This window comes from Streptomyces cyaneofuscatus (assembly GCF_033109485.1).
GTDB classification, from domain to species: domain Bacteria; phylum Actinomycetota; class Actinomycetes; order Streptomycetales; family Streptomycetaceae; genus Streptomyces; species Streptomyces cyaneofuscatus.
In genome coordinates this window covers 4497630-4519111 of the sequence record NZ_CP137002.1, presented here as the reverse complement: position 1 = coordinate 4519111, position 21482 = coordinate 4497630, and the positions used below count along the sequence as shown (strand labels likewise).

Below are 21482 nucleotides of genomic sequence, written 5' to 3'. Positions count from 1 at the left end.
CAGAGCCAGTCGCCCGGATACGGGCGCGGCTCGTCGCCCGGAGAGGGGCGCGGCTCAGCGCCCGGATACGGGCGCGGCCTTCAGCAGATCAGGCTCCCGGTGGGCCGCCCCGATGCGGCGCAGCGCCAGCGCCTGGCCGTCGGCCCAGCCGGCCTGCCGCGCGAGCTCCAGCGCGCTGCCGAGCAGCTCCAGGGCCTGCGCCCGGTCCGCCAGCTGCCAGTGGCATTCGGCGCGCCGCAACTGGGCGGCGGCCTGGGCGCGCGGCTCCCCGTCCGCGACGGCGGCGAACAGGCCGACGGTCGCGACCTTGAGGCACTCGCCCGTGTACATCCCCACCGAGAGGAAGCCGTGCAGGCTCTCCGCCAGCCGCCAGGCGAGGGTGGTGAAGCCCGCACCGGCCGCCTGCGGGACGGCCCCCGACAGGTTCTCCCGCTCGCCGTCGAGCCACTCCGAGGCCTCACCGTGGTCCGAGAAGACCAGCGCGGCCGAGGGCGCCGCCCCGGCGCACGGGCCCGGCGCGGGCTCCACCGGGTAGAGCAGCCGGGCCGCCGCGTCGGCGTGGTAGAGGTACCACTCGAAGAGCCGTTGCCGTGCGGCGTGCGCCTCCTCGGGGCCGGCCAGCTCACGGGCGTACGAGCGTACGAGGTCGTGCAGCCCGAAGCGGCCGGCGGCCCGTTCCCGTACCAGATGGGCGTCCGTCAGCGTCACCAGCAGCTCGGCGGCGGCGGCCGATGTGGTGTCCGCCAGGGCCGCCGCGCCGTTCACCGAGACGTCCGGGCCCGGCATGAGGCCCAGGAGCCGGAACATCCGCCGGGCCCCCGCCGGGAGCGCGAGGTAGGAGAGGTCGAAGGCGGCGCGCACGGTCGAGCGCCGGTCCCCTTCGACGCGCAGCCGGCTGAGCAGGTCGCCGCCCGCCAGCTCGGCGCAGTAGCCGGCGATGCCCGTGTCGCGGGCCACCAGATTGGCGCCGGCGATCCGGATGGCGAGCGGCAGCCCGCCGCAGAGGCGTACGAGCCGGCGGGCCGCCTCCTCCTCGGCGGAGGCGACGCACTCGCCGACGATGCTGCCCAGCAGCCGGCGGGCCTCGTCGGGGTCGAGGACGTCAAGGGCGAGCTGGCGGGCGCCGTCGCTCGCGACGAGTCCCGCGAGCCGGCTGCGGCTGGTGATCACCACCGCGCAGCCCCGGGCGCCCGGGATGAGTGGCCTGACCTGCTCGGCGTCGCGCGCGTTGTCGAGCACGATCAGCATCTGCCGGTCGGCGAGCAGGGTGCGGTACAGCGCCGCGGCCTCGTCCTCGTCGGCGGGCAGCCGGCCGGGCGTCGCGCCCAGGGCCCGGAGGAACTGCGCCAGGACGTCGCCGGGCCGCAGTGCCGGCAGCGGGGAGTGGCCGCGCAGGTCGACGAAGAGCTGCCCGTCCGCGAAGTGTTCGCGCCGGGCGTGCGCCCAGTGCTTGGCGAGGGCGGTCTTGCCGACGCCGGGCGCGCCGACCACCGCCATCACATGGGAGCGGCGGGCCGGGTCGGGCGAGACGAGGGCGTCCAGGTCCCGCATCTGCCCCAGCCGTCCGACGTACGAGCCGGCCATGGCGGGCAACTGGGCCGGGAGCGGCCCGGCGGGGGCGGCGCGGCCGGTGGACGCGGGGCGGGCCGGGTGCTGGGCGCGGGGTAGTTGCTGGCGCAGCACCCGCAGGTGGGCGTCGCGGACCTCGGCGCTGGGCGCGATGCCCAGCTCCTTGTCGAGCCGGTCGCGCAGCCGGCTGAAGACGTTGAGCGCGGCGGCCTGCTCCCCGCAGCTGCCGAGGGTGAGGATCAGCCGGGCGTGCAGGCCCTCGTGGAGGGGCTCGGTGTTGACCATGGACCAGAGGACCGGGACGGCCTCCTCGGGCCGGCGGAGCAGCAGGGCGGTGTCGGCGTACAGCAGGACCGCCTTGACCCGCCGCTCGTTGACGACGACGGCGGCCGGATGCTGGCGCAACACCGGGTCGGCGTCCGCGAGTACGGGGCCCCGCCACCACCGCAGCGCCTGCGTCAGCGACTCGTACGCGGCCCCCGGGTCGGGCGCGCGGTGCAGACGCTCCGCCTGGGCCAGCAGCTCGTCGAAGTGGCCGAGGTCGGTCTGGCTCCGGGACGCCTGGAGCAGGTAGCCGGTGGGCGTGCGGACGACGGTGGGGGCGGGGGCGGTGCGGGGGCCGCCGGGGTCGAGGAGGCGGCGGACCTGGCTGACGTAGGTGTGGATCAGGCTCTGGTGGGAGCTGGGCGGCCCGGACGGCCAGAGGGTGTCGGTGATCTCGCGCTGGGTGGAGGGCTCGGGGTGCTTGAGCGCGAGCAGGCCGAGGAGCCGGCGCAGCATGGGGCTGGTGACGGGGACGGGCGCCCGGCCGCGCTGGAGGGCGAGCGGGCCGAGGATCAGCAGGCGCGGGCGGGCGGCGCCGCGCGGTGGTCCGGTACGGGTGACGGCCAGCAGGTCCGCCAGCTCGCTGCCGGTCAACTCCAGTACTTCCGCCAGGTGTTGGAGGGTGCGCGCCTGCGGCCGCTGGACCCGGCCGCGCTCGATGTCACGGAGGGCCCGGGTGCTGATCCCGGCCCGTAACGCGGCCGCCTCCTGGCTCAGTCCGGCCCGTCTGCGGAACGCCTGGAGCCGGAGGCCGAAGGCACCGTGCTCGCCCGCCGGACCTCCCCGGGACAGCTCCGCGGCCGACGTCCTCTCTGACATGGCATCCCCCTCGTCCGATGACCGCCCCTTGCCGATCACGGCCTGCGGCGGCTTTGCGGGCCGTGCGCGGCCGACTCTCCGGAGGCTTCGTCGCGGATCAGTTTGGACTAGACCAATGGGTCAGGCAAGAGGACCCCCACCTCGCGGACACGGGCACCGGACGGGCGCCCCGGGACCAGGGGAGGCGGGCGGCGGGAAGGGCACAGCGGGACACCGCGCCGGCCACGCGGCGGGAGGACACAGCGCGGCGCCGCGCCCAACACCGCCGCCCCCTCACCCCTCAACCCTCGCTCCCCTCCCTCCCCCTCACCCCTCGTCGCGCAACTGGGCCGCCAGGGAGGCCAGCGGCTCGCACTCCTCCAGGTGGCCGAGCGCCGTCAGCCGGGCGACCGCCGCGTCGAGCCGGACGAGCGCGGGCGCTGGGCGCTCCAGGTAGATCCCCTCCACCGCGCCCGCCAGACGGACGCACTCCGCCCACTCGCCCGCACCGCCCTCCTCCGCCCCCGGCTCACCGAGCAGGGCCAGCGCCTTCTCCAGGGCGGCGAGGGCGTCCTCGTACGCGCCGACGTAGGCATGGACCCGCCCGTGCTCATAGGCGAGGGCGGTCTCCAGGGAGCGCCCCACCGGCTGGAACCCGGCGGCGCGGGCCGCCTCCGCGACCCGCCCGGCCTCGTCCAGGTGGGCGAGGGCGGCGGCCAGGCCGTCGGGGCCCTGCCGCTGGGCCCGGAGGCGGGCGAGCTCCCGCAGGCAGTTGCTGATCAACTCGTAGCGCGGAGACAGCGCATGGGCGGCGAGCGCCCGGTCCGCGACCTCGCCGGCCCGGTCGAACTCGCCCGCCTCGGCGAGGATCATCGCCGTCTCCGCGGCGATCATGGCGTGGCTCCCCGGGTCGTCGTCCCAGCCGGCCGACTCGGCCGCGAGGGCGACGAACTCCGCCGTGGCGGCCTTGAGATCATCGCCCGCGTGCAGGGACCGGGCACGCAGAAGTCGCAGCTGGGCGACCAGCCGGTCGTCCAACTCACCCCCGGTCACGTCCGGTTCGCCGAGCAGCGAGTCGAGCAGCGCGATGGAGTCCTCGATCCGGCCGAGGTCGAGACAGAGCTGGGCGGCGTTGCTGTACGTGCAGAACGCGTCCACCCGCTTGCCGTCCCGCAGATCCACCCCCGCCGACCGGGTGAGATGGGTCAGCGCCTCGTCGGGGCGGCCGAGGTGCAGGTACGTCTGGGCCAGATCGGCGTGCAGACGGGAGGTGTCGACCGCGTCGGCCGGCCACGCGGCGGCCAGCCGCAGCCCCTCCGCCAGGTCCGCGTGCGCGGCGGCCGCGTCCCGGAGGCCGAGCTGGAGCCGGCCGCGCAGGCCGAGCGCGCGCGGCAGCTGCCAGGCGGGACCGTCCGACGCCAGCCGGTCGCGGAGGGCGTCGATCTCGGCGACCGCCGCCGGCAGATCGCCGGAGAGCGCGTACGTACCGGCCCGCAGCAGCATCGCACCCGAGACCTGCGTGGTGAGGCCGTGCCGGGTGGCGAACTCCTGGAGCAGATCCGCCTCGGCGAAGACGACGGCGGCGTGCGCCGGGTCCCCCGACGTCTGGAGGCGCACGCCGAGCGCGGAGGCCCGCAGCCTCAGCAGGCGCCCCTCGACGTACGGGGCGAGGCCGGTCGCCTCCTCGTGCAGCCGGACCACGGCAGCATGGGCGTCGGCCAGACCGGCGGCCTTCACCTCGGCCTCGTCCTCGCCGCCCTCCCCGTCCTCCCCGGCGGCCTCGGCGGCGGCGAGCAGGGCGCAGGCCCGGGCCAGCACCACGTCATCCGGCGCTCCGGCGTCCTCGTACAGCCCGGCAGCCTCCTCGTGGAGATCGACGGCGGAGGCGTAATCGCCGCGCTCGGCCGCCCGGTACGCCTCGTCGGACAGCAGGTCCGCGCAGAGCCGGCCGTACGGGCCGACGGCCGGGTCCTCGGGGTGGCTGTAGCCGCGGGCGGCGACCAGGCCACGCAACCGCGCCCAGCAGGCCCGCGCGTCCGGATGCCCCTCCTCATCCATCTTCCGTGCCCGGCGGATGAGTTCGGGCAGCTCCTCGGGCAAGGCCGAGACGGCACGCGAGACGGACACGGCAACACCGGCACCCCGAGCGCCCGCAGCACCCGCAGCATCGCCCGGCACCAGCTCATCCAAGCCCCGCGTGCGCAGGGCCAGTTCCAGCGCGTCCACGAGCGGGGCCCGGTCGAGCCGGACCGTGCGGCGGCCGGACTGGGCGCTCGTTCCGTTACGGGTGTCGAACCGGGCGGCGAGGCCGTCGCCCCGGCCCCGTACCTCGGCACACAGGCCGGTCACGGTCCAGGCCCGGCCCGCGTACCCGGCCACCGGCAGTTCGCCGTGGCCGAGGCCCTCCACCCGGCGCAGCAGCACCTCCACACCGGTCAGGAAATCGAGCTGGTCCAGCGGCGAATCCACCTCGTCGAAGAGGTTCCGGTTCTCCGCGAGCAGTTCGAGCCCGCGCGCCTCGTTGCCGGTCAGCGCACAGAACTCCAGGTGCCGGCCGACCTCCCCGGCCATCGACGGATTGCGGCGGCAGGCACGGTACCCGGCGAGGTGCAGCTCCCGGGCCCGGTCGGCGTGGCCGGTGCGCAGCAGGGGCAGCAGCGCGTGCGAGACGGAGCGGGCCGGCTCCTCCTGGCAGGACTCCTTCCCGGCCAGGACCGGAGCCCAGACCTCCAGCGCGCGCTCGTCGTCGCCCGCGGCGACGCGGTACAGGGCGCGCTCGCAGATCTCGCAGGCCTCGCAGTCGCTGTGCGGGGTCCGGCGGCGCCCCGCCCACAGCTCGTACGCGAGGGTGGTGTCCTCACCGACGTGGACGGCGAGCTGGTAGGCCTGCCCGTAGTAGGGCTGGAGGCCCAGGCCCTCCTTCTCGTACCGGTCGCGCATCTCGGTCAGCCACTGGCGCAGGCTGGCCAGCGGTATCTCGGGCAGCGCGCGCAGGGCGTTGGCCACCCACTTGAACCGCCAGAACAGCTGAGCCCGCAGGCGCTCGTCGAAGGCGTCGGGCTGCTCGTCGAAGAGGGTGAGCAGGCGGGCGAAGACGACGGGCGACTTCCGGGGGTCGGAGCCGTAGGTGTACGCCTCCTGGAGTTCGAGGAGGGCGTGGATGAGGGGTACGGGTTCGGCGAACCGCTCGGCGGCGTCGACGAGTTCCTCGGCGGTGACGGTCCGCGTGCGGCCGTAGGGGAGCTGGTGGTTCTCCCGGAGCGCGTGGAACAGCTCGTCGGTGCTCTGGGGGTGAGGTGCGGTAGCCATCGTCAGCTGTCCTTGCGGAGGGCGTGGGCGAGAAGGTCGAGGAAGGAGCGGTTGATCAGGCTCGACTCGGCGGGCCGGAGCGGGCGCCGGGAGAGCAGCGCGGCCTGCCCGTAGAGGGCTTCGGCACTCGTACGGGCCAGCTCGGGCTCGTCGATGGCCACGGCGGTGCGCACCAGCGGGTTGAGCTGGTTGAGGATCAGCTGGGCGCGCGGGGCCTCCTGGCGCAGCGCGCCGAGGATGTCGCCCCACAGCCCGCCCTCCTGCTCCCGGGCGAGCTGGGAGCGGGTGCGCTCGTGCCGGGCCTCGCGGCTGTCGACGAGCAGGGCGGGCGCGGACGCGGGGTGGAACGTACGCAGCGCGACATCGCAGTCGAAGACGGCGAGGGCGTCGCGGGCCAGCGCGAGGTAGGCCGAGGCGGCCAGTTCGGTCTCGCGGTCGACGGGGTCGAGGTGGGCGGTGAGGGTGGCCGGATCGAGGTCGGCGACGCTCGCCTCGGGCCTGATCTCGGGCAGCCGGTGGACCAGTTCGCGGTCGTAGGTGTAGCCGCCGTTGACGACGCCGAGCCCGGCGGCCGAGGCGATCGCCGCGACCTGCCGGAACTCCTCCACGCTCGACGTGACGAGCACCGTGCGGTGGGTGCGCGCGAACTCGTCGAGGGTGGTGTGCCCGTCGGTCGTCTCGAACGGCAGCCAGGGCAGCAGCAGCCGCAGGATCTCGTCGTCGTGCACGGCAAGCGACTTCACGGCCAGGTGGTGGGCCTGGAGGAACCGCCCGAGCAGCTCCGGATCACTGGCGGCGGCCCGCGCGATCCACTCCCGCAGCCGCTCGGCGAGGGCGTCGCGTACGGCGGCGAGCGTGTCGTCCTCGTACAGGGACTCGCGCGACGCGGTCGGGCGCAGGCTCTCGGCGTCGATGACGCAGCGGACGAAGAAGGCCCACTCCGGCAGGATCTCGTCGGCCTGCTCGGAGAGCAGCATCCCCTTGACGTGCACCCGGTGGCCGTGACGCCGCCCGGCGGGCACCGCTTCGGGCAGCACGCAGGCGATGCCCTTCAGCCCGACGGCCGGCAGGTCCAGCTCGATGGTGTCCAGCGGGGCGAACCCGAAGACGTCTTCGCCGTACGCGGCCAGCGCACGGGACCGGGAGCCCGGGGTCGGGTACGTACGTGCCCAGGGCGCGGGCTCAGGGTTGACGGAGACCGTCGGCGCCCCCGCCGAACCGTCGCTGAAGGAAACCGGATGCCGCAGCAGGGACCCGAAGTGCCGCCCCAGCGCGTGCACTTGATCGGGCCGGGTCCACTCCCCCGTATCCCTGCGCGGCGTGAGTGTGACGGTGGTCCCGGGCCGAGGCCGGGCGGAGGCGGGCAGGGTCCGGACGCTGTAGCTGCCGTCCCCGTGTCCACGCCACTCCACGGCGGGTGCGTCGGGGGTCCGGGCGGAGCGGCTGAGCACATGGATCTCATCCGCGACGAGGAAACACGACAGCAGCCCGATCCCGAACTGCCCGATGAAGTCGCCGCGTTGCTCGGCGATCCCGTCGGCACGCTTGCTGCTGCGCCCGATCGTGGCAAGGAAGGTGTGGACGTCCGCCTCGCTGAGCCCGACGCCGTCGTCCTCGACGCGGACCACGGACCCGTCGGCGAACAGCCGGATGCCGAAGGCTCCGTCGGGCGCGTCCGGTTCGAGGCCGCGCCGGGCGGTCAGGGCGTCGACCGCGTTCTGGAGGAGCTCGCGCAGATAGACGCGGGGGCTGGAGTAGAGGTGGTGGGAGAGAAGATCGACGAGGCCGCGCAGATCCACCTGGAAGGCGCGGTCGGCGCCGTCCGGGGACGCGGGAAGGGGGAGAGTCATCGGACGATCCAAGAAAGAGAGCCGCAAGCGGCGTACGGAGGCAGGGACGCACGAAGGTACGGGAGGGGGAGGTACGGGAGGTACGGGCTACGGAGAGGGGCCGAAACTCCCCGCTCAGGCGAGGTTGTGGCGATGCCGATGGGCGAACTGCCCCTCCGGATCATCGAAATAGGTCCAGGGCCAGCCGGTGTAGGCGCCGTCGAGCGCGCGGAAGACACGCCGGATCGTGTGGCGCTCGTCGGCGATCGACAGGGCCATGGCGAACATGCTGAAGTCGTGCTGCCACCCCGGACGCCGTACGTAGGCGGGGTGGAGGACGCTGTGGTCGGCCGCGTCGCGCAACTCCGCCCGGATCTCGTCGGTTCCGAGGATGTCCGGGTCGTCAGACTCCACCCACTCCTCGATGGCGGCCATGGCGATCACGCAGCCGAGCGGATGTCCCTGCGGAGCCCGCCCGAGCGCCTCCCGGGCGAAGGCCAGCGCCTCCCCCGGCTCGCCGCCCCACCGGGGCTGCAACTGCGACACCCAGTCGATGTGGACCTCCAGGTCCAGCGGATCACGGCGCAGAGCGGCGTCGAACCGGGCCCGGTTGACGTCCTCCCCCAAGGACAGCCCCCGCCCGGAGGTGAGGAGCCGGCGCCACGGGGTGACCCACGATGGCTCCAACTCCGCCGCCGCCAGCAGCTGTTCCTCCGCCAGCGCGAGCCGTTCCTTGAAGACCCGCCACTGCTCCTGGGTGACATCGACGGCCCGGGCGGAAGTACGCGCCTCCCACCCCCAGCTGACATACCGCGCCCCGGATATCAGCAGAGCGGCAGCCCGATGCCCGCCGCCGCCCTCCTCCTCCACGGCCCGCCCGATCCACTCCTCCACCCCGTCCACCTCGGCCAGCTCGGCGAGCACGCGATGGTCCCGCCCGATGTCGAAGGACCCGAGCGCGGCCTTGACGCCCTCCCACTCCCCGGCGTCAGCCGCCTCCACCAGCGCGAGCACCCGCCGGTCCCCCAGCGCCCGGAGCGTGTGGGTCCCGTTCTTCCGCTGACGCGCGGCGGGCAGAACGTACGGATCCTCCGCCGGTCTCTCCCCACCCCTGCCGAACAACTTACCGAGCATGCCGCGCCCTCCCCTGGTCCCGCGTGATCTTCGGGTGCAGCATAAGGGGGCTCGGGGACCCCATTTCCACAGGGTATTCACAGATACTTCACGCGTACGGGCCGGGTGCGTGCACGGGTCCGGGTGCGGGTGCGGAGGCATCCGCCCAGCATCCACCGCACCTTCGACGTCGACGAGATCGACAGGAGCGAGTCCAGCCGCGACATCCTCGCCGAGCCCACCCTCCTGTTCTCCGAAGCCGAGAAGCAGCAGGAGGCTCCCCCTTCGGCCCAGAACCGTACGGCGTCCACTGCTGGTCGACGGGCTGGGCAGCTCGGTCCGGTCAGTGCCCGCCCGGCTGAAGTCCCCCCGGCTGGAGTCCCCCCGGCTGGAGCCCTGCGTCGCGAGCGAGGAGGGCGGCCTGGACCCGGTTGTCGCAGTCGAGCTTGGTGAGGATGCGGCTGACGTACGTTTTCACCGTGGCCTCGCTCATATGCAGCCGCCGCCCCGCGTCCGCGTTGGAGAGCCCCTCCCCGAGCAGCGCCAGCACCTCGCCCTCCCGGGTGGTGAGCCCGTCGAGCCGGCGCCGCGCGGCCTCCCCGCGCGTGGTGGCCCCGGTGGCGGAGAGCGCGTCCGCCACATGCCGGGTGGCCGCGGGTGAGAGATACGCGTTGCCCGCCGCCGCGGCCCGCACCGCCTGGATCAGCTCGCCGGGCGCGGAGTCCTTCAGCAGGAACCCCGCACCGCCGTGGCCGAGCGTCCGCAGTACGTTGTCCCGCTCTCCGAAGGTGGTGAGGATCAGGACCCTTACCTTCGGCGCGGCGCGGCCGAGCTCGACCAGCGCCGTCAGCCCGTCCATCACGGGCATCTGGATGTCCAGCAGCGCCACGTCGACCCCGCCGCCCCGGGCCTTCTCCACCGCCTCTCGGCCGTCCCCGGCCTCGGCGACCACGTCGATGTCGTCGGCCGAGGTGAGGATCGCTCTGATGCCGGCCCTGATGAGCGGCTCGTCGTCGGCGACGAGGACCCGGATCACACAGCCTCCTGCGCGGTGTCGATCATGACGTTGTCAAGGAGAACGGACGGAGTGGCCCCGCCATCATGCCCTGTACCGGCAGGCCCGCCGAGCGGAGCCCGGCATCACTTCGCCTTGTACGTCACCTTGGAGACCAACTTCCCGTCCTGGAAGCAGAACCGGAAGACGGTGAGTTCGTCGACCCCCTGGTCGTCCTTGGAGGTGAAGTGTCGGCACGTCGCTCCCTCGGGCAGCCTGGGCCCCTGGTCCGCGAGGTCCGAGGTGAGCCACGAGTCCTCCTTGGGGAGCCTGGCCCGGATGTCCGCCTCGGCGTCCCCGACCTTCGCCTCCTCGTAGACGCTCGGGGAGATGTCCGCCTTCTTCACCTCTTCCGTCAGGACGCCGATCCCCCAGACGCCCAGGCCGATGACGCCCGCGACGAGGACGACGGCGGTGACGGCGCAGCCGATGGCGACGTTCTTCCTGGTACTCATGGTGGTGGTGAACTCCCTCTGTGGATCGGCCCCGTCGATGACCGTTCCACCGTCGCCCACCGCCCCCGGACGCCACTGCCCCCGAACGTCGCGAGCCGGTACGACGGAGGTCGCGCCGTACGGGCCCGCGCCCCGGACACCGTTCCCCGCCCCGTGTCCCCCGAGGTTCCCCGACCGGCCCTCCGCCCCGCTTCCCGCCGCGCTCTCCTCCCCGTACGGCAGCATCCCCGCGATCCGGAAGCCGCCGTCCTCGGTGGGCCCGGTGTGCACCATGCCGCCGACCCGGCCGACCCGCTCGCGCAGCCCCTTCAACCCCTGGCCGCCGCTGATCTCCGGCGGCACCTCGGGCGCTCCGTCCGGCACTGGCCCGTTGGTGACCTCCACGACCAGGCTGTCCGGTTCGTACCGCAGGGCAAGGCGTATCGGGGCGCCCGGCGCGTGCTTGTGGGCGTTGGTCAGCCCCTCCTGGACGATGCGGTACGCCTCGTGGTCGGCGGCGGGCGCCAACGACCGCCGGACACCGCTCCGGTCCAGCGACACCGCCGTGCCCGCGCCCCGGGAGGACTCGACCAGGCCGTCGATGGCGGCGGTGGTACGGGGCGCGTAAGACACCGGGACACCGTCGCCCACCGACTGCCGCTGATACCCCTGGTACTGATGCTCGTTCTGTTGCCCCCGATACTCCGTCTCGTCGTGGAGCACCCCCACCGCCGCCCGCAGCTCGGCCATCGCGGTGACGGAGGCACCGCGGAGGATCCCCACGGCCTCCCGCTGGTTCCCGGTCAGTGCCGGGTCGACCTGGAGGGCGCCCGCGTGCACGGAGATCAGGGCGAGCTGATGGCCGAGGCTGTCGTGCATGTCGTGGGCGATGCGGTTGCGCTCCAGCAACCGCGCCTCACGGGCCACCATCACCTGCTCGCGCTTGAGTTGCTGGTTGTTCTGCCACAACGCGTCGAGCAGCCGCCGCCGTTGGTCCCGATAGCGGCCGATGAGGGCCGGCACCACGGCCAGGCTGAGGAATGCCACAACGTTCAACCCAAGGGTGACGGGCAGCACAGGCGCGGCCCCCGAGGCGATGTCCCGGTACAGGTCCGGAACGATGTGGAGCACACACGCGGCCCCGAACGCGGCGGCCACCCGCCAGGGTTCCGTGATCCGCCGCCCCGCCGACCAGGCGGCGCAGACCAGCAGCACGGAGGCCATCACGTTCCACCCCCCGGCCAGTGGGGCGGAGAGGATCAGGACGGTCGCGGGCAGCGCATGGCGCGCGGGCGCCAGCAGGGCCATGGCCCCGGCGAGGAGGACGGTCCACGCCCCGAACGTGTCCACCCACGCGCCGATGCCCATGGCGAGCCCGGCAAGGGTGACGGCGAGCACCGCCTCCCCGACGATACGGGCGGGGCTCCAGACCACACCGCCGGCCAACCGCCGCCGGAGGCCCCGAACGGCGAGCCCGGCGGAACGTACCCGTCGATCTCCCCCACGCGTTCCCGCCCTCACATCCACATCCACTCCCCTGTCCGCATACACCGGACCGACGGTAGGACCCCCGGAAGAACGCGCGCATCGGCCGAGCGTCGTGCCACCGTACGACGAAAGTCGACACCTTTCGTCGCCCGGGATCGCGACTTCCGGGGACTGCGCCGGGCCGGTCGTGCGGCCGACGATGAGCGGACCGGAACGGGGACACGGGGACTACGGGAGATGCCACATGGACAGCACGGGCACGAAGTCGAGTACGGGAACGGGCGCGGAGAAGGACAAGGCCGCCGCCGGCCTCACCAAGGCCACCCCCGCCGCACCCCCGGCCCCCACCGCCGCGGCAGCACCGGACATCCAGTCCCACGACACCTTCGTCATCAAGAAGAAGCTGAGCCTCACGGCCGGCGAGTACGTGGTGAGCGTGGCCCGGCCGGACGGCTCCGAGGGCGAGCCCGTCGCATACGCACGCGAGAAGCGGCTGTCGCTGAGGGGGCAGGTGACCGTCTACACGGACGCGTCCAGGAAGTCCGTGCTCGCCGCCTTCAAGGGCCGCGACCACGAAGTGGGCTACATGTACGACGTACGGGACGCCTCGGGCCAGCCCTTCGGGTCGTTCTACGAGGACGCGGGCGCGTCCTTCCTCCGCAGGACATGGCAGGTGCGGCAGCCGGGGACGATCAAGCTGACCGGCCGCGAGCGCAGCCGGGTGGTGGCCTTCGTCCGGTTCGTCTGGGAGTTCGTGCCGTATCTCGAGTACGTGCCGTTCATCTGGCCGTACCGCTTCCAGTACACCGAGAGCGGCAAGCCGCTGATGACCGTCACCAAGAAGCTGGGGCTGCACACCCGGTACGTACTGGAGATCCTCGCACCCGACATCGACCGCCGCCTCGCCATCGCCCACACGCTGGCCCTGGACACCCTGGAAGTGGACTGACGGGGGCCATGTGCACGTTCGGCCACCGGTCAGCCACCGGCGACGATCATGGCGCCCCGAGCGGGCCGCGTCACCCCTCCGGATCGATCATGAAAAGCACAAAGGCCCAGGTCAGAGGCTATCTGTCCTGGGCCTTTACTGAGCCGCCTTCGGGATTCGAACCCGAGACCTACGCATTACGAGTTGTCCGATCTTGCTCCAGGGACGTCCGTCGGCATCCGCCAGAATGACGAACCGCCTGGCCAGGCAGCCGCGCAGACCTGCGCAGACGAGGGTGGACGACTGCGGACGTAGCACCCATCGAGACCGGGACTGAGACCGCTTCGCCCCGAACGCGGTTAGGGGCCCTCGTGACGTTGCAACTAAGCCGTCGGCGCCGCTCGTTCGGCACCGAGACCGTCCACTACCGTCCGGGACAGTCTCGGTGAGGCTGCCTTGTTTGGCCCCCTGTTTGGCCCCCGGGCCGTCTGGCTATACAGCTTCACCGGGGGTGCCAGACCCCCTGCGCAGAGCTGATCGTTAGTCATACAAGCCTGAAGCGGGTGCCGTTGTCAGTCCCCCTCTATACGCTTCGGGGTTATGGCAGAAGCCTCTGAAGCGTCTCGCGACCGGCGCCGCGCCTTCAACAGCGCGGAGCGCGTCGCGCTGTTCCTCGCCGCTGACGGGCGGTGCACCGCTTGTCGACAAGAGCTGGACCCGGGCTGGCACGGAGATCACATGCAACCGTGGTCCGCCGGCGGGCCAACGGAGGTAACCAATGGGCAGGCGCTCTGCCCCGAGTGCAACCTGAAGAAGGGGCAAGGGTCCATGGCGGATGTGTTCGGGCTGCGTGAGTGGCAGCAGGAAGCTCGCGAGCGGTACCACGGTCGAGACGGCGGCACCGGCGGCAGCTTCCTGGTGGTGGCCACTCCGGGGGCTGGAAAAACCACTTTCGCCCTAACAATCGCCCGGGACTTGATTGATCAGGGTGTGATCGACAAGATCGTGGTCATCGTCCCGACGGCACACCTGCGACGCCAGTGGTCAGGCGCCGCCAGCAGGAACGGTGTGCAGCTTGATCACCGATTCGTCAACGCCAACGGTGTCATCGGTCGTGACTTCGACGGTGCCGTGGTCACGTATCAGACCGTGACGTCGGAGCCTCAGCTCTGGCGGAAGTTGTGCTCTGTTCGGCGAACATTGGTGATCTTCGATGAGATTCACCATGCCGGCGAGGGCGATGATCAGCGGTGGGGCCTGGCACTTAAATCAGCGTTCGATGTTGCGACACGCAGGCTCCTGCTCTCTGGAACTCCTTTCCGCACCGATGGGACGCCCATCCCCTTCGTGGAGTACGAGGACAAGCGAGCGGTGCCCGGCTACAACTACGACTACGGTATGGCCCTGGCGGACGGTGGTGTAGTCCGTCCCGCAGTGTTCCCGGCGATGGACGGCGAAGCGAAGTGGCGACGCGCGGGAAGGATGCCCGTCACGACCGTCGCGCTAGCCGATACGGACGAGAAGACGGTGCCGCCAGCCCTCAAGGCCGCCCTCGACCCGAACGGGGAGTGGATCCCGTCTGTACTCCAAGAGGCTGATGCCGCCTTGACTCAGGCACGGATCGACACCCCTGACGCTGGCGGTCTGGTTGTCGCGTTCGACCAGAACGCTGCCCGAGCGTACGCATCGATCCTGGAACGCATCACAGGAGAGCGTCCAGCCATCGCGGTGTCCGATGAGCCGGACTCGTCGAAGATCATCGAGAAGTTCAAGGACGACGACAGCCGCTGGATTGTGGCTGTTCAGATGGTGGCTGAAGGCGTTGACATTCCCCGTCTTGCAGTCGGTGTGTACGCCACTCGTGTTCGTACCCAGATGTTCTTTATCCAGGTAGTTGGACGGTTTGTCCGCATGCGTGGTGAGGAGGACGAGACCACGGCTCGGCTGTTCATCCCGTCCATCCAGCCACTCCTGAGCTACGCGCAGGCCATCGAAAAGACGGTAGACGCGGTGCTTGCGGATGAGGAGAAGCGGGTTCGGGAGATCCAAGAAGGTGACGGCAACGATCCCGACGAGCCGCCGTCCCTGCTGGCAGCCTTCGAGACCGTCGGCTCCTCGGCAGCGGTCCATCACACGACGATCGCGAGTGGCGAGTCCATCACCCCAGAGGAGATGACCTACGCCAAGACCGTGATGAGCAGGGCGGGTTCGGCGCCGCGTGGCATGTCGACCGAGTACGTTGCACTCATCTTGCGAACTGCAGGCGTGACATCAGCCGTTCCGACTCAGAGGCCGGCTCCGGCTGAGGCGCCGCCGTTGGCAGACCAGAAGTATGAAGTGAAAAAGCTGCTAAAGCGTAAGGTCGGGCGATACTCCATCGCTACGGACAAGCCCCATCAGTTTATTCACGGCGAGATGAATCGGCACTTCGGCGACAATTCCAAGACCGCTACCTTGGATTCGTTGCTTAAGCGCATTGAGCTGTTGGATCGCTGGCTCAAGGAGGTATAGATGAGTACGTCTGATGGCAACGCCGTCTTGGTTAACGCCCTTAGCTCTTCCGTTCGTTCCACTCTGAACGGCATGGAAACGGCTCCCGCACTGATTCGGCGAGTGCTGGAAGAAGGGTCCTGGCGTAGTTTCACAACTCCGCGCGGCGAGCATGTTGAGCACGAAAGTTTCGAGTCGTTCGTGACCGAGGCGCCCACTCGTGGGATCGGTAAGACAATAGACGAAATCGTGCGCATCATCAGCGGCGAGGCTGACGTGCTGCGTCTACTCGCTGAAGCGCTTGATGTTCGGGTTAAAGATCTTTATTCACCTGGAAATTCCCCGGACGCACTCGACGCTGTAGCTCACGATGCCGAAAAATTCGGTGCACATGCGCGCGCCGGTAATTGGATCTTTGGGCTCATGGTTGCGCGGAGTGTGAAGCCAGGGAATGTCCGAGCGTCGGCCAACGAGCCCCGTACTGAAACGGACGGGCCTCGGAAAGTCACTGCGGCGAAGTTCGCGATGATGGCAGGAACGGGAGTTCCTCGTGTCATGCGCTTCTACAAGGCATGGGAGAGGGCGGCGCAGGCTGGTGTCGTACCTGGATTCGAGAGCTTGACTCCTGGGATGCCCATAGATCTGCCAGATCCGGAACTCTGGGCCGAGTACTTCATTACCTACGAGCGGAATGGCGACCGGCGAGAAGGCATCGCGCAGCAGGCGGAAATTACTGGCAGCAGCTATGCGGAAGCGCTCAAGGTTGCGGAACGGCCCGGGGCCTTGCGGACAGCAATCCTTGGTGATGCCAAGACGGCAGAAGCAGCTCGGGTCGCACTTGTCGACCGGATGCAGGATGACCCAGAGCTTCAGCTCACTATGGCCAAGACGTTGGCCCAAGAGCCAGATTTGAAGAAGGCGCTCGCCAGCGAGACGCGCAGAGCGGAGCGAGTGGGCTACGTTCGCCATGCAGCAGAGCAGGGCAAGGTGAGGACACAAGCTGGTCAGCTCATCGAACTGTCCGAGCTGTCCAGAGAGAAGGCATCGGAACACTTGGCCGTCGTAATCGATCCAGCGTCAGATCCGGACGCGGTCGAGAACGCCTATGAAGCTGTGCAAGCCATGATCGCGGAAGCGGTTGTGGCAGATCCTGAGATCCAAACACGCGAACAGCGAAGCAAGTTCCATAAGGCACTCAGTAGTACCGTGAAAAGCATTGAGTCGATCGATCCGGACGACCTGGTCGCGGTGGCTGATGACGATCTGCGTGAGAGTATCTCGGCGGCACAGAAACGCATTAACGAGCTTGCAGAATTGGTTGCTCGGTCGAAATCGAACCGGCTTCGTGCCGTCTAGCACGTTTATGGGGCCCCACTAGTGGAGGGGCCCCATCACTGCCAGCCACCTCATCTTTGAGGAGACGAAGGGCGACGGATCGGGGCTCACATTCAACTCGGCGGCCAGGCGGAACGGGCGAGGCAAGCGACCCGGCTTGGCCTGCGGCTGTGGCCCAGAGAAGGTCGTGGCTGACGCGCTCGGCATCCTGGTGACCGCCGAGCGGGCGGCCCTGCTGTCAGGATGTCCGAGCTCGTTCACCTGCGGCTGGGTGCGGTGCGGTGCCCCCCGTTTGGCCCCGGAGGGAGAGGGTCAACGAACAACGGGCGGCATCAGGAGAGCCTCAGCTACGGAGACCATGGTCGTAATGATTGCCCTAGCCCCAGCCTCAGCGAGACTTGCCTCTTTGCCTGGCTTGTTGGCAAAGCCGATCGCCATGGAGCCAGCTCGCGCGGCGGCCTCGATGTCCGTAGTTGAATCGCCAATCAGAGTGCACGTGCTCACTCTGACCCCAAGCTCTTTGGCGGCTATTTCAAGAGAGTAGGGCGAGGGCTTCATGAGGTCGGGGCGGTTCGGGTAGCGCCCGACCACTTGGTCAACGAATCGAGCAAGGTCGTGGAGCACCAGAAACTCCCGCACGCACGCTGCCGAGTTGTTGCTGACGATCGCGACTCTTCGGCCGGACTCATGGGCAGCACGAAGGGACCCCATAGCCCCCGGAACAGGGACGCCCGCAGCCTTGACGGCCAAGACTTCTGCCGCCGTGAGCGCTTCTTCGATTCGGCACATGGCATCCTCGCCGGCGCGCGGCGCCAAGCGCAGCACTTCCATCGGATCGTCCGTTTCGAGGGCCTGATTGCCAGTCGGCGCGTCGATCTGAGCGAGGATGGCAGCCAACTTGCTCGCGACGGCAGGGGCGGGGTGCCCGGCGAACACGTCGCAGACAGGCCCGTCGAAGTCGAAGAGGACTCCGCCGGTAGCAGCGACGATCGCAGTCAGATTCTCATGCGCCATAGGGGTCGAAGTCCCTTCCAATGGTGGTCCAGACGCTCTCGAACCACAGACGGGCCTGTTCGACCTGCTGCGCGCCGCTGGTCGCGTCTCCTTCATTGGTGGAGTAGTGGAACAGAGCGGCGTCCGCGCCCACCAGGTCGTAGATGTCGAGTGCTTCCCCTCCTGCGGACACCTTGTTCGGACGGATGGGGTAGTACCCGAAGAACACGTCTCCCTCGTTGATGACGTAGAGCTTGAAGAACTGCGTCCCGCTGTGAACCCGCACGTTGACTGTGGCCTCTTGGACCAAGCCGAGGTGCTGGAGCTCCCCCACGGCGTTGGTGATGCTTCGAGTGAAGCCGACCATCATGTCGTGCATCCGGGCTCGGAGGCGGGGATCGTCGGCGCCGTCACTCCGACGCACCGGGGCGGCCTGCGGGACGGCCATGTCCGGCACCAGGATGCGGATGCTGATGCTGGTCGGTGTCAGCCGGCCGACCCGGATCTTGTCGATCGGCTCTTGTAGAGCCCCATGCAGCGTCTCACTGGAGAAGCCAGCGAAGTCGATTGAGACGGTCGGGCTGGCGAAAGCCTGCTCGACGTAGGGCCGGAGACCGGCTGGCCGTTCGGTCCGGTTCCGGACGTACACGCCACTTCCCTTGCGTGAGACGACCAGCCCCTCATCCTCCAGGTCCCGCAGAGCGCGCTGAATCGTCGCCCGGGCGAACCCATAGAGGTCGGTGAGGTTCTTGTGCGACGGCAGCTTGTCGCCGGGGGCGAGCCTCCTCGTCCGAATGGCTGCGGCAAGGCTGCTCGCGACCTGCTCGTAGGGCGGACGGCTGTCGTCCGGGTCCAGCGGTTCAGGCGTGAAAGTCATGCCTCGATGCTACGCCCCGGAACAGCGATCAGGGCAGCCAGGCTAGCCAGATGTTGACATGGCTAGCCATGATGGCTACGTTGAGGGCAGCTCAACCGGGCTAGCCAAGTTGGTCGGCTCGGAGGGGCGAGGCCCTTCATTGGGCTGCTCTAGCTGGTTCGGGATTGCTCGCCTGAAGGCGGCTTCGGCCGCGCGCTGCGGGCCCTGAGCTGGTCGTTCCTTGAGAACTGAACAGCGTGCCAAGGATTTGTCGCCTCTCCTGTGCCACAAGCAGGCGGCAGCACGGGACACCGTCTCGCGCGCTCAACTACTCCGCAGCTCACGCTGCGGCCGGTTGCCTCCACCGCCCGTCCAGTCCGCTTCACGCGGCGCTGTACGGGCGGGGCCGAGGGGAGCCGGATCACCGGTTTCATCCAACGAGAGGGGCCCACGATGTGGGGAAGCGTGATCGCGGTACTGGGAACCCTGCTGGGGTCGGTGACCGCTTACCTGCTCCAGCAGCGCACCGCCCGTACGGACCGTGCGGATGTCCGCCGGCGTGAGGAGCGGCGGGACCGGATCGCGGCCGTCACCGCTGCGACGGCGGCGCTGGCCGATCACCGCCGGGCGATGTGGGTCCGCGAGGACTTACGGCTGTCCGGTGCTTCGGACGTCGACTACCAGGCCGCCCGTGCGGCCAGTCACAACACCCGTTCCGCCCTGACCGCCCCGCTGACCACGCTGGCGATCCTGGCCCCCGACCTCGCCGTGGCTGCCCATGCTGCGGCGGATGCGACGTACGCGCTGCGGGGTGCGGAGAACCGGGAGCTTCTCGACTTCTACCGCCGGTCCGCGATCGAGGCCGCCGACGACCTCGTCCGCGCCGCCGCCACCGCCTGACGCTCCACCCCTTTCACGACACAGCGCGGCCCCGGTGCAGGAACACCGGGGCCGCTGTTCGAGCCGCACCACCTGCTAGGGAGAACACGACTCATGAAGAGCATCGCAGCACTTCAGGCCGTTGTTACGGCCACCCCGTTCGACGGTGAGCCGTCGAACGCCGAGCTGGACGCGATCGAGACGGAGATGCCGCTGATTCTGGCGGACGTCGTCCTGCTGGACGCGCAGATCATGACCATCGACCGCATCCCGACCGAGGTGGACCAGCAGCGCATCCGCCGGGCACGGCGCCGGATGCTGGCCGCCCGCCGGGACCTCGCCAACCGCGCCGCCGCCGTGGCCGCCCCTGGCGGTGCGGCGTGAGTGAGCCGATGACGCCGGACAGCAGTCCGGCCCCCGCCGAACGGGCCTACCCGATCACCTCCCGGCCCGAGGACGACGCCCGGTTCACCGCAGGTCTGGCCCTGGACGTGGCCGACGTACTCACCCGGCACGGCTACCCCCGGCCCGCTTCCGGCCCGGACTGGGTGGAACTCAAGCTGACATTGTTCCGCTTCCTGTACGGGAACGGCGGTGCGGCATGAGTGCCACGACCGCGAAGACGGTTTTGCCGGCCGTCGCGATGACGGCGGTGTCCATGGTCCTCACGCTGGCCGTGGTCGTGATGTGGCTCGGCACCGCGATGCCGTGGCTGATCGCGCTGGTGGTCGGGCTGGGGATCGACGGAGGGTGGCTCGCCACCCTCGCCTACGAACGCCGCCTCGCCGCCCAGGGCGACCACTCCACCCCCGTCACCGCCGTGGGCTGGTTCTTCGGCTTGGTCGCCACCGGCGTCCTGATCGCCCACGCCGCCACTGCCGACGCGAGCGCCGGCGCGTGGCTCGCGGTCGCCTGGCTGCCCCTGGCGGCGAAGGCCTTGTGGTTGGTGCACGGGTTGTGGGAGCGGACCGCGTTGACCGGGTCCGCGCTGGAGGCGATCCAGGGCATTCAGCAGGAAGCCCGCGACGAAGCCGCCGTAGCCCGCGCTCGGCTGCGGGCCGAGGCGGGGACGGAGGAGACGCGGCTGGCGGCTGTGACGCAGGCGGGGGCGCGCGTCGCACGCGTCCAGGCACAGACCGCCACCACCCTCGCCCGGGCTTGGTCGACGCTGGAGAGCACCCGGTCCGGGAAGGACACCGGCAGGGCGCTGACCAGCGTGACGACCCGCGTCACACCCGGCGTCACACCCGGCGTCACACCCGGCGTCACACCCACCTGGGAACTCCCCGTCTGGGGCCCCACCAACCCCGTGCCCGCGCTGGAGAGTGCGCCCGCGCTCACGGATGCGGAGTTGGACCGGTTGGTGGATGAGATCCGGCACAGCGAGACCCCGGCTCTGTCCTATCGGGAGATGTCCACCCGGTTCCGGGCCGCCGGCCACTCCGCATCCGAGGTCCGGCTCCGGGGGGCGTGGAAGCGCGTCGTGGCCGCCTGATGGCCGATGTCTACCGGTGGCGCCTGGCCCCGGACGGGTTGGCCACCCGCCGTCAGCTCCGCGCGCTGGGGCTGCGGCCGGGTGGTCAGGACGTCGTGGCCGAGGTCCACCGGCCCCGCCGCCGTAAGGCCCCGCTGGTCGCCTACCTCTACCGCGTCGACCGGGCCAAGCCGGTACGCCCCATGACCCCCGCCCGCGTGGCCGCGCTCGCTGCGGCGATGCGAGCCCGCCGCACCTGCCCCATCTGCCGGACCGACGTGGGGTATTGCATCCCGCGTTCGCTCGGCATGTGCGTCCCCTGCCACGACACCCCGCCCATCCGGAAGGACATCGCCTGATGAACGCCGCCGAGTACCGCGCCGCCGCCGAACGCCTCCTCGCCAAGGACCGGGACCGCTACCAGGCCATCACCCCCTACGACTTCCGCAAGGCCGAGATCCTCGCCCAGCTCGCCGTCTCCGCCGCGACCTCCGAGGCCACCGAGACGCGCACCGCCGCGCAGCCGACGAACGCCTGACGCAACACCGCCCCAGCCATCCGATGAACGCGGGGGTGGTCAGCCGGTTCGACTCCGGCCCGGGGCACTCC

17 protein-coding genes and 1 pseudogene are annotated in these 21482 nt (G+C 70.5%); 10 read left to right on the top strand and 8 right to left on the bottom strand.

Annotated elements, in window-relative coordinates:
* Positions 1-54 precede the first annotated feature (54 nt).
* The 6 genes from R2B67_RS19955 to R2B67_RS19930 form a co-directional block, all read right to left on the bottom strand.
* On the bottom strand, positions 55-2712 hold the full coding sequence (locus R2B67_RS19955; protein WP_317819948.1) for a BTAD domain-containing putative transcriptional regulator: 2658 nt from the start codon (positions 2710-2712) through the stop codon (positions 55-57).
* Positions 2713-3018: 306 nt separating this feature from the next.
* Complete coding sequence (locus tag R2B67_RS19950) at positions 3019-6000, bottom strand: hypothetical protein (protein WP_317819947.1); 2982 nt, start codon at positions 5998-6000, stop codon at positions 3019-3021.
* Between the two features lie 2 nt (positions 6001-6002).
* Positions 6003-7850 (bottom strand): HSP90 family protein, encoded by a 1848-nt coding sequence (locus R2B67_RS19945; RefSeq protein ID WP_317819946.1) that lies wholly within the window; start codon positions 7848-7850, stop codon positions 6003-6005.
* A 114-nt stretch (positions 7851-7964) separates the two neighbouring features.
* Positions 7965-8963 carry a hypothetical protein gene (locus R2B67_RS19940; protein WP_317819945.1) on the bottom strand — a complete coding sequence of 333 codons (999 nt, stop codon included), beginning with the start codon at positions 8961-8963 and terminating at the stop codon, positions 7965-7967.
* A 322-nt stretch (positions 8964-9285) separates the two neighbouring features.
* Positions 9286-9978 carry a response regulator transcription factor gene (locus R2B67_RS19935; RefSeq protein ID WP_018514253.1) on the bottom strand — a complete coding sequence of 231 codons (693 nt, stop codon included), beginning with the start codon at positions 9976-9978 and terminating at the stop codon, positions 9286-9288.
* Positions 9979-10082: 104 nt separating this feature from the next.
* Positions 10083-11864 carry a sensor histidine kinase gene (locus tag R2B67_RS19930; protein ID WP_317819942.1) on the bottom strand — a complete coding sequence of 594 codons (1782 nt, stop codon included), beginning with the start codon at positions 11862-11864 and terminating at the stop codon, positions 10083-10085.
* A gap of 298 nt (positions 11865-12162) precedes the next feature.
* Here R2B67_RS19930 and R2B67_RS19925 point away from each other — a divergent pair, with 298 nt between their 5' ends.
* The 4 genes and pseudogenes from R2B67_RS19925 to R2B67_RS19910 all read left to right on the top strand — a co-directional run.
* Positions 12163-12867 (top strand): LURP-one-related family protein, encoded by a 705-nt coding sequence (locus tag R2B67_RS19925; protein WP_317819941.1) that lies wholly within the window; start codon positions 12163-12165, stop codon positions 12865-12867.
* Positions 12868-13446: 579 nt separating this feature from the next.
* A complete protein-coding gene (locus R2B67_RS19920; RefSeq protein WP_317819939.1) occupies positions 13447-15357 on the top strand; it encodes a DEAD/DEAH box helicase family protein in 1911 nt (636 codons plus the stop codon).
* A complete protein-coding gene (locus R2B67_RS19915; protein WP_317819937.1) occupies positions 15358-16692 on the top strand; it encodes a hypothetical protein in 1335 nt (444 codons plus the stop codon).
* 22 nt (positions 16693-16714) lie between these two features.
* Positions 16715-16930 (top strand): annotated as a pseudogene (locus R2B67_RS19910) (LacI family transcriptional regulator); the annotation flags it as partial.
* A 53-nt stretch (positions 16931-16983) separates the two neighbouring features.
* Here the strand turns inward: R2B67_RS19910 and R2B67_RS19905 are convergent.
* Entirely contained in the window at positions 16984-17685 is a 702-nt protein-coding gene (locus tag R2B67_RS19905) for an HAD family hydrolase (RefSeq protein ID WP_317819935.1), read from the bottom strand.
* On the bottom strand, positions 17675-18541 hold the full coding sequence (locus R2B67_RS19900) for a GntR family transcriptional regulator (protein ID WP_317819934.1): 867 nt from the start codon (positions 18539-18541) through the stop codon (positions 17675-17677). The genes R2B67_RS19905 and R2B67_RS19900 overlap by 11 nt, the downstream gene beginning before the upstream one ends.
* A gap of 432 nt (positions 18542-18973) precedes the next feature.
* Here R2B67_RS19900 and R2B67_RS19895 point away from each other — a divergent pair, with 432 nt between their 5' ends.
* The 6 genes from R2B67_RS19895 to R2B67_RS19870 all read left to right on the top strand — a co-directional run bounded on the left by R2B67_RS19895 (position 18974) and on the right by R2B67_RS19870 (position 21411).
* On the top strand, positions 18974-19420 hold the full coding sequence (locus R2B67_RS19895; RefSeq protein ID WP_317819933.1) for a plasmid transfer protein KilB: 447 nt from the start codon (positions 18974-18976) through the stop codon (positions 19418-19420).
* A gap of 93 nt (positions 19421-19513) precedes the next feature.
* Positions 19514-19783 carry a DUF6284 family protein gene (locus R2B67_RS19890; RefSeq protein WP_317819931.1) on the top strand — a complete coding sequence of 90 codons (270 nt, stop codon included), beginning with the start codon at positions 19514-19516 and terminating at the stop codon, positions 19781-19783.
* The gene (locus R2B67_RS19885; protein WP_317819929.1) at positions 19780-20004 is read left to right on the top strand and encodes a hypothetical protein; all 225 of its coding nucleotides are present in this window, start codon (positions 19780-19782) and stop codon (positions 20002-20004) included. The genes R2B67_RS19890 and R2B67_RS19885 overlap by 4 nt, the downstream gene beginning before the upstream one ends.
* Positions 20001-20894: a protein spdB gene (locus tag R2B67_RS19880; RefSeq protein WP_317819927.1), complete on the top strand. Its 894-nt coding sequence runs from the start codon at positions 20001-20003 to the stop codon at positions 20892-20894. The genes R2B67_RS19885 and R2B67_RS19880 overlap by 4 nt, the downstream gene beginning before the upstream one ends.
* The gene (locus R2B67_RS19875) at positions 20894-21232 is read left to right on the top strand and encodes an RRQRL motif-containing zinc-binding protein (protein WP_317824911.1); all 339 of its coding nucleotides are present in this window, start codon (positions 20894-20896) and stop codon (positions 21230-21232) included. The genes R2B67_RS19880 and R2B67_RS19875 overlap by 1 nt, the downstream gene beginning before the upstream one ends.
* Positions 21232-21411 (top strand): hypothetical protein, encoded by a 180-nt coding sequence (locus R2B67_RS19870; RefSeq protein ID WP_317819925.1) that lies wholly within the window; start codon positions 21232-21234, stop codon positions 21409-21411. The genes R2B67_RS19875 and R2B67_RS19870 overlap by 1 nt, the downstream gene beginning before the upstream one ends.
* Positions 21412-21482 lie beyond the last annotated feature (71 nt).

Excerpts from the sequence above, each read along its gene's own strand:
- R2B67_RS19940 (WP_317819945.1), bottom strand. The coding sequence starts at position 8,963 with ATGCTCGGTAAGTTGTTCGGCAGGGGTGGGGAGAGACCGGCGGAGGAT.
- R2B67_RS19880 (WP_317819927.1), top strand. The coding sequence starts at position 20,001 with ATGAGTGCCACGACCGCGAAGACGGTTTTGCCGGCCGTCGCGATGACG.
- R2B67_RS19895 (WP_317819933.1), top strand. The coding sequence starts at position 18,974 with ATGTGGGGAAGCGTGATCGCGGTACTGGGAACCCTGCTGGGGTCGGTG.
- R2B67_RS19900 (WP_317819934.1), bottom strand. The coding sequence starts at position 18,541 with ATGACTTTCACGCCTGAACCGCTGGACCCGGACGACAGCCGTCCGCCC.
- R2B67_RS19915 (WP_317819937.1), top strand. The coding sequence starts at position 15,358 with ATGAGTACGTCTGATGGCAACGCCGTCTTGGTTAACGCCCTTAGCTCT.
- R2B67_RS19950 (WP_317819947.1), bottom strand. The coding sequence starts at position 6,000 with ATGGCTACCGCACCTCACCCCCAGAGCACCGACGAGCTGTTCCACGCG.
- R2B67_RS19875 (WP_317824911.1), top strand. The coding sequence starts at position 20,894 with ATGGCCGATGTCTACCGGTGGCGCCTGGCCCCGGACGGGTTGGCCACC.
- R2B67_RS19925 (WP_317819941.1), top strand. The coding sequence starts at position 12,163 with ATGGACAGCACGGGCACGAAGTCGAGTACGGGAACGGGCGCGGAGAAG.
- R2B67_RS19905 (WP_317819935.1), bottom strand. The coding sequence starts at position 17,685 with ATGGCGCATGAGAATCTGACTGCGATCGTCGCTGCTACCGGCGGAGTC.
- R2B67_RS19890 (WP_317819931.1), top strand. The coding sequence starts at position 19,514 with ATGAAGAGCATCGCAGCACTTCAGGCCGTTGTTACGGCCACCCCGTTC.
- R2B67_RS19955 (WP_317819948.1), bottom strand. The coding sequence starts at position 2,712 with ATGTCAGAGAGGACGTCGGCCGCGGAGCTGTCCCGGGGAGGTCCGGCG.
- R2B67_RS19945 (WP_317819946.1), bottom strand. The coding sequence starts at position 7,850 with ATGACTCTCCCCCTTCCCGCGTCCCCGGACGGCGCCGACCGCGCCTTC.
- R2B67_RS19920 (WP_317819939.1), top strand. The coding sequence starts at position 13,447 with ATGGCAGAAGCCTCTGAAGCGTCTCGCGACCGGCGCCGCGCCTTCAAC.
- R2B67_RS19870 (WP_317819925.1), top strand. The coding sequence starts at position 21,232 with ATGAACGCCGCCGAGTACCGCGCCGCCGCCGAACGCCTCCTCGCCAAG.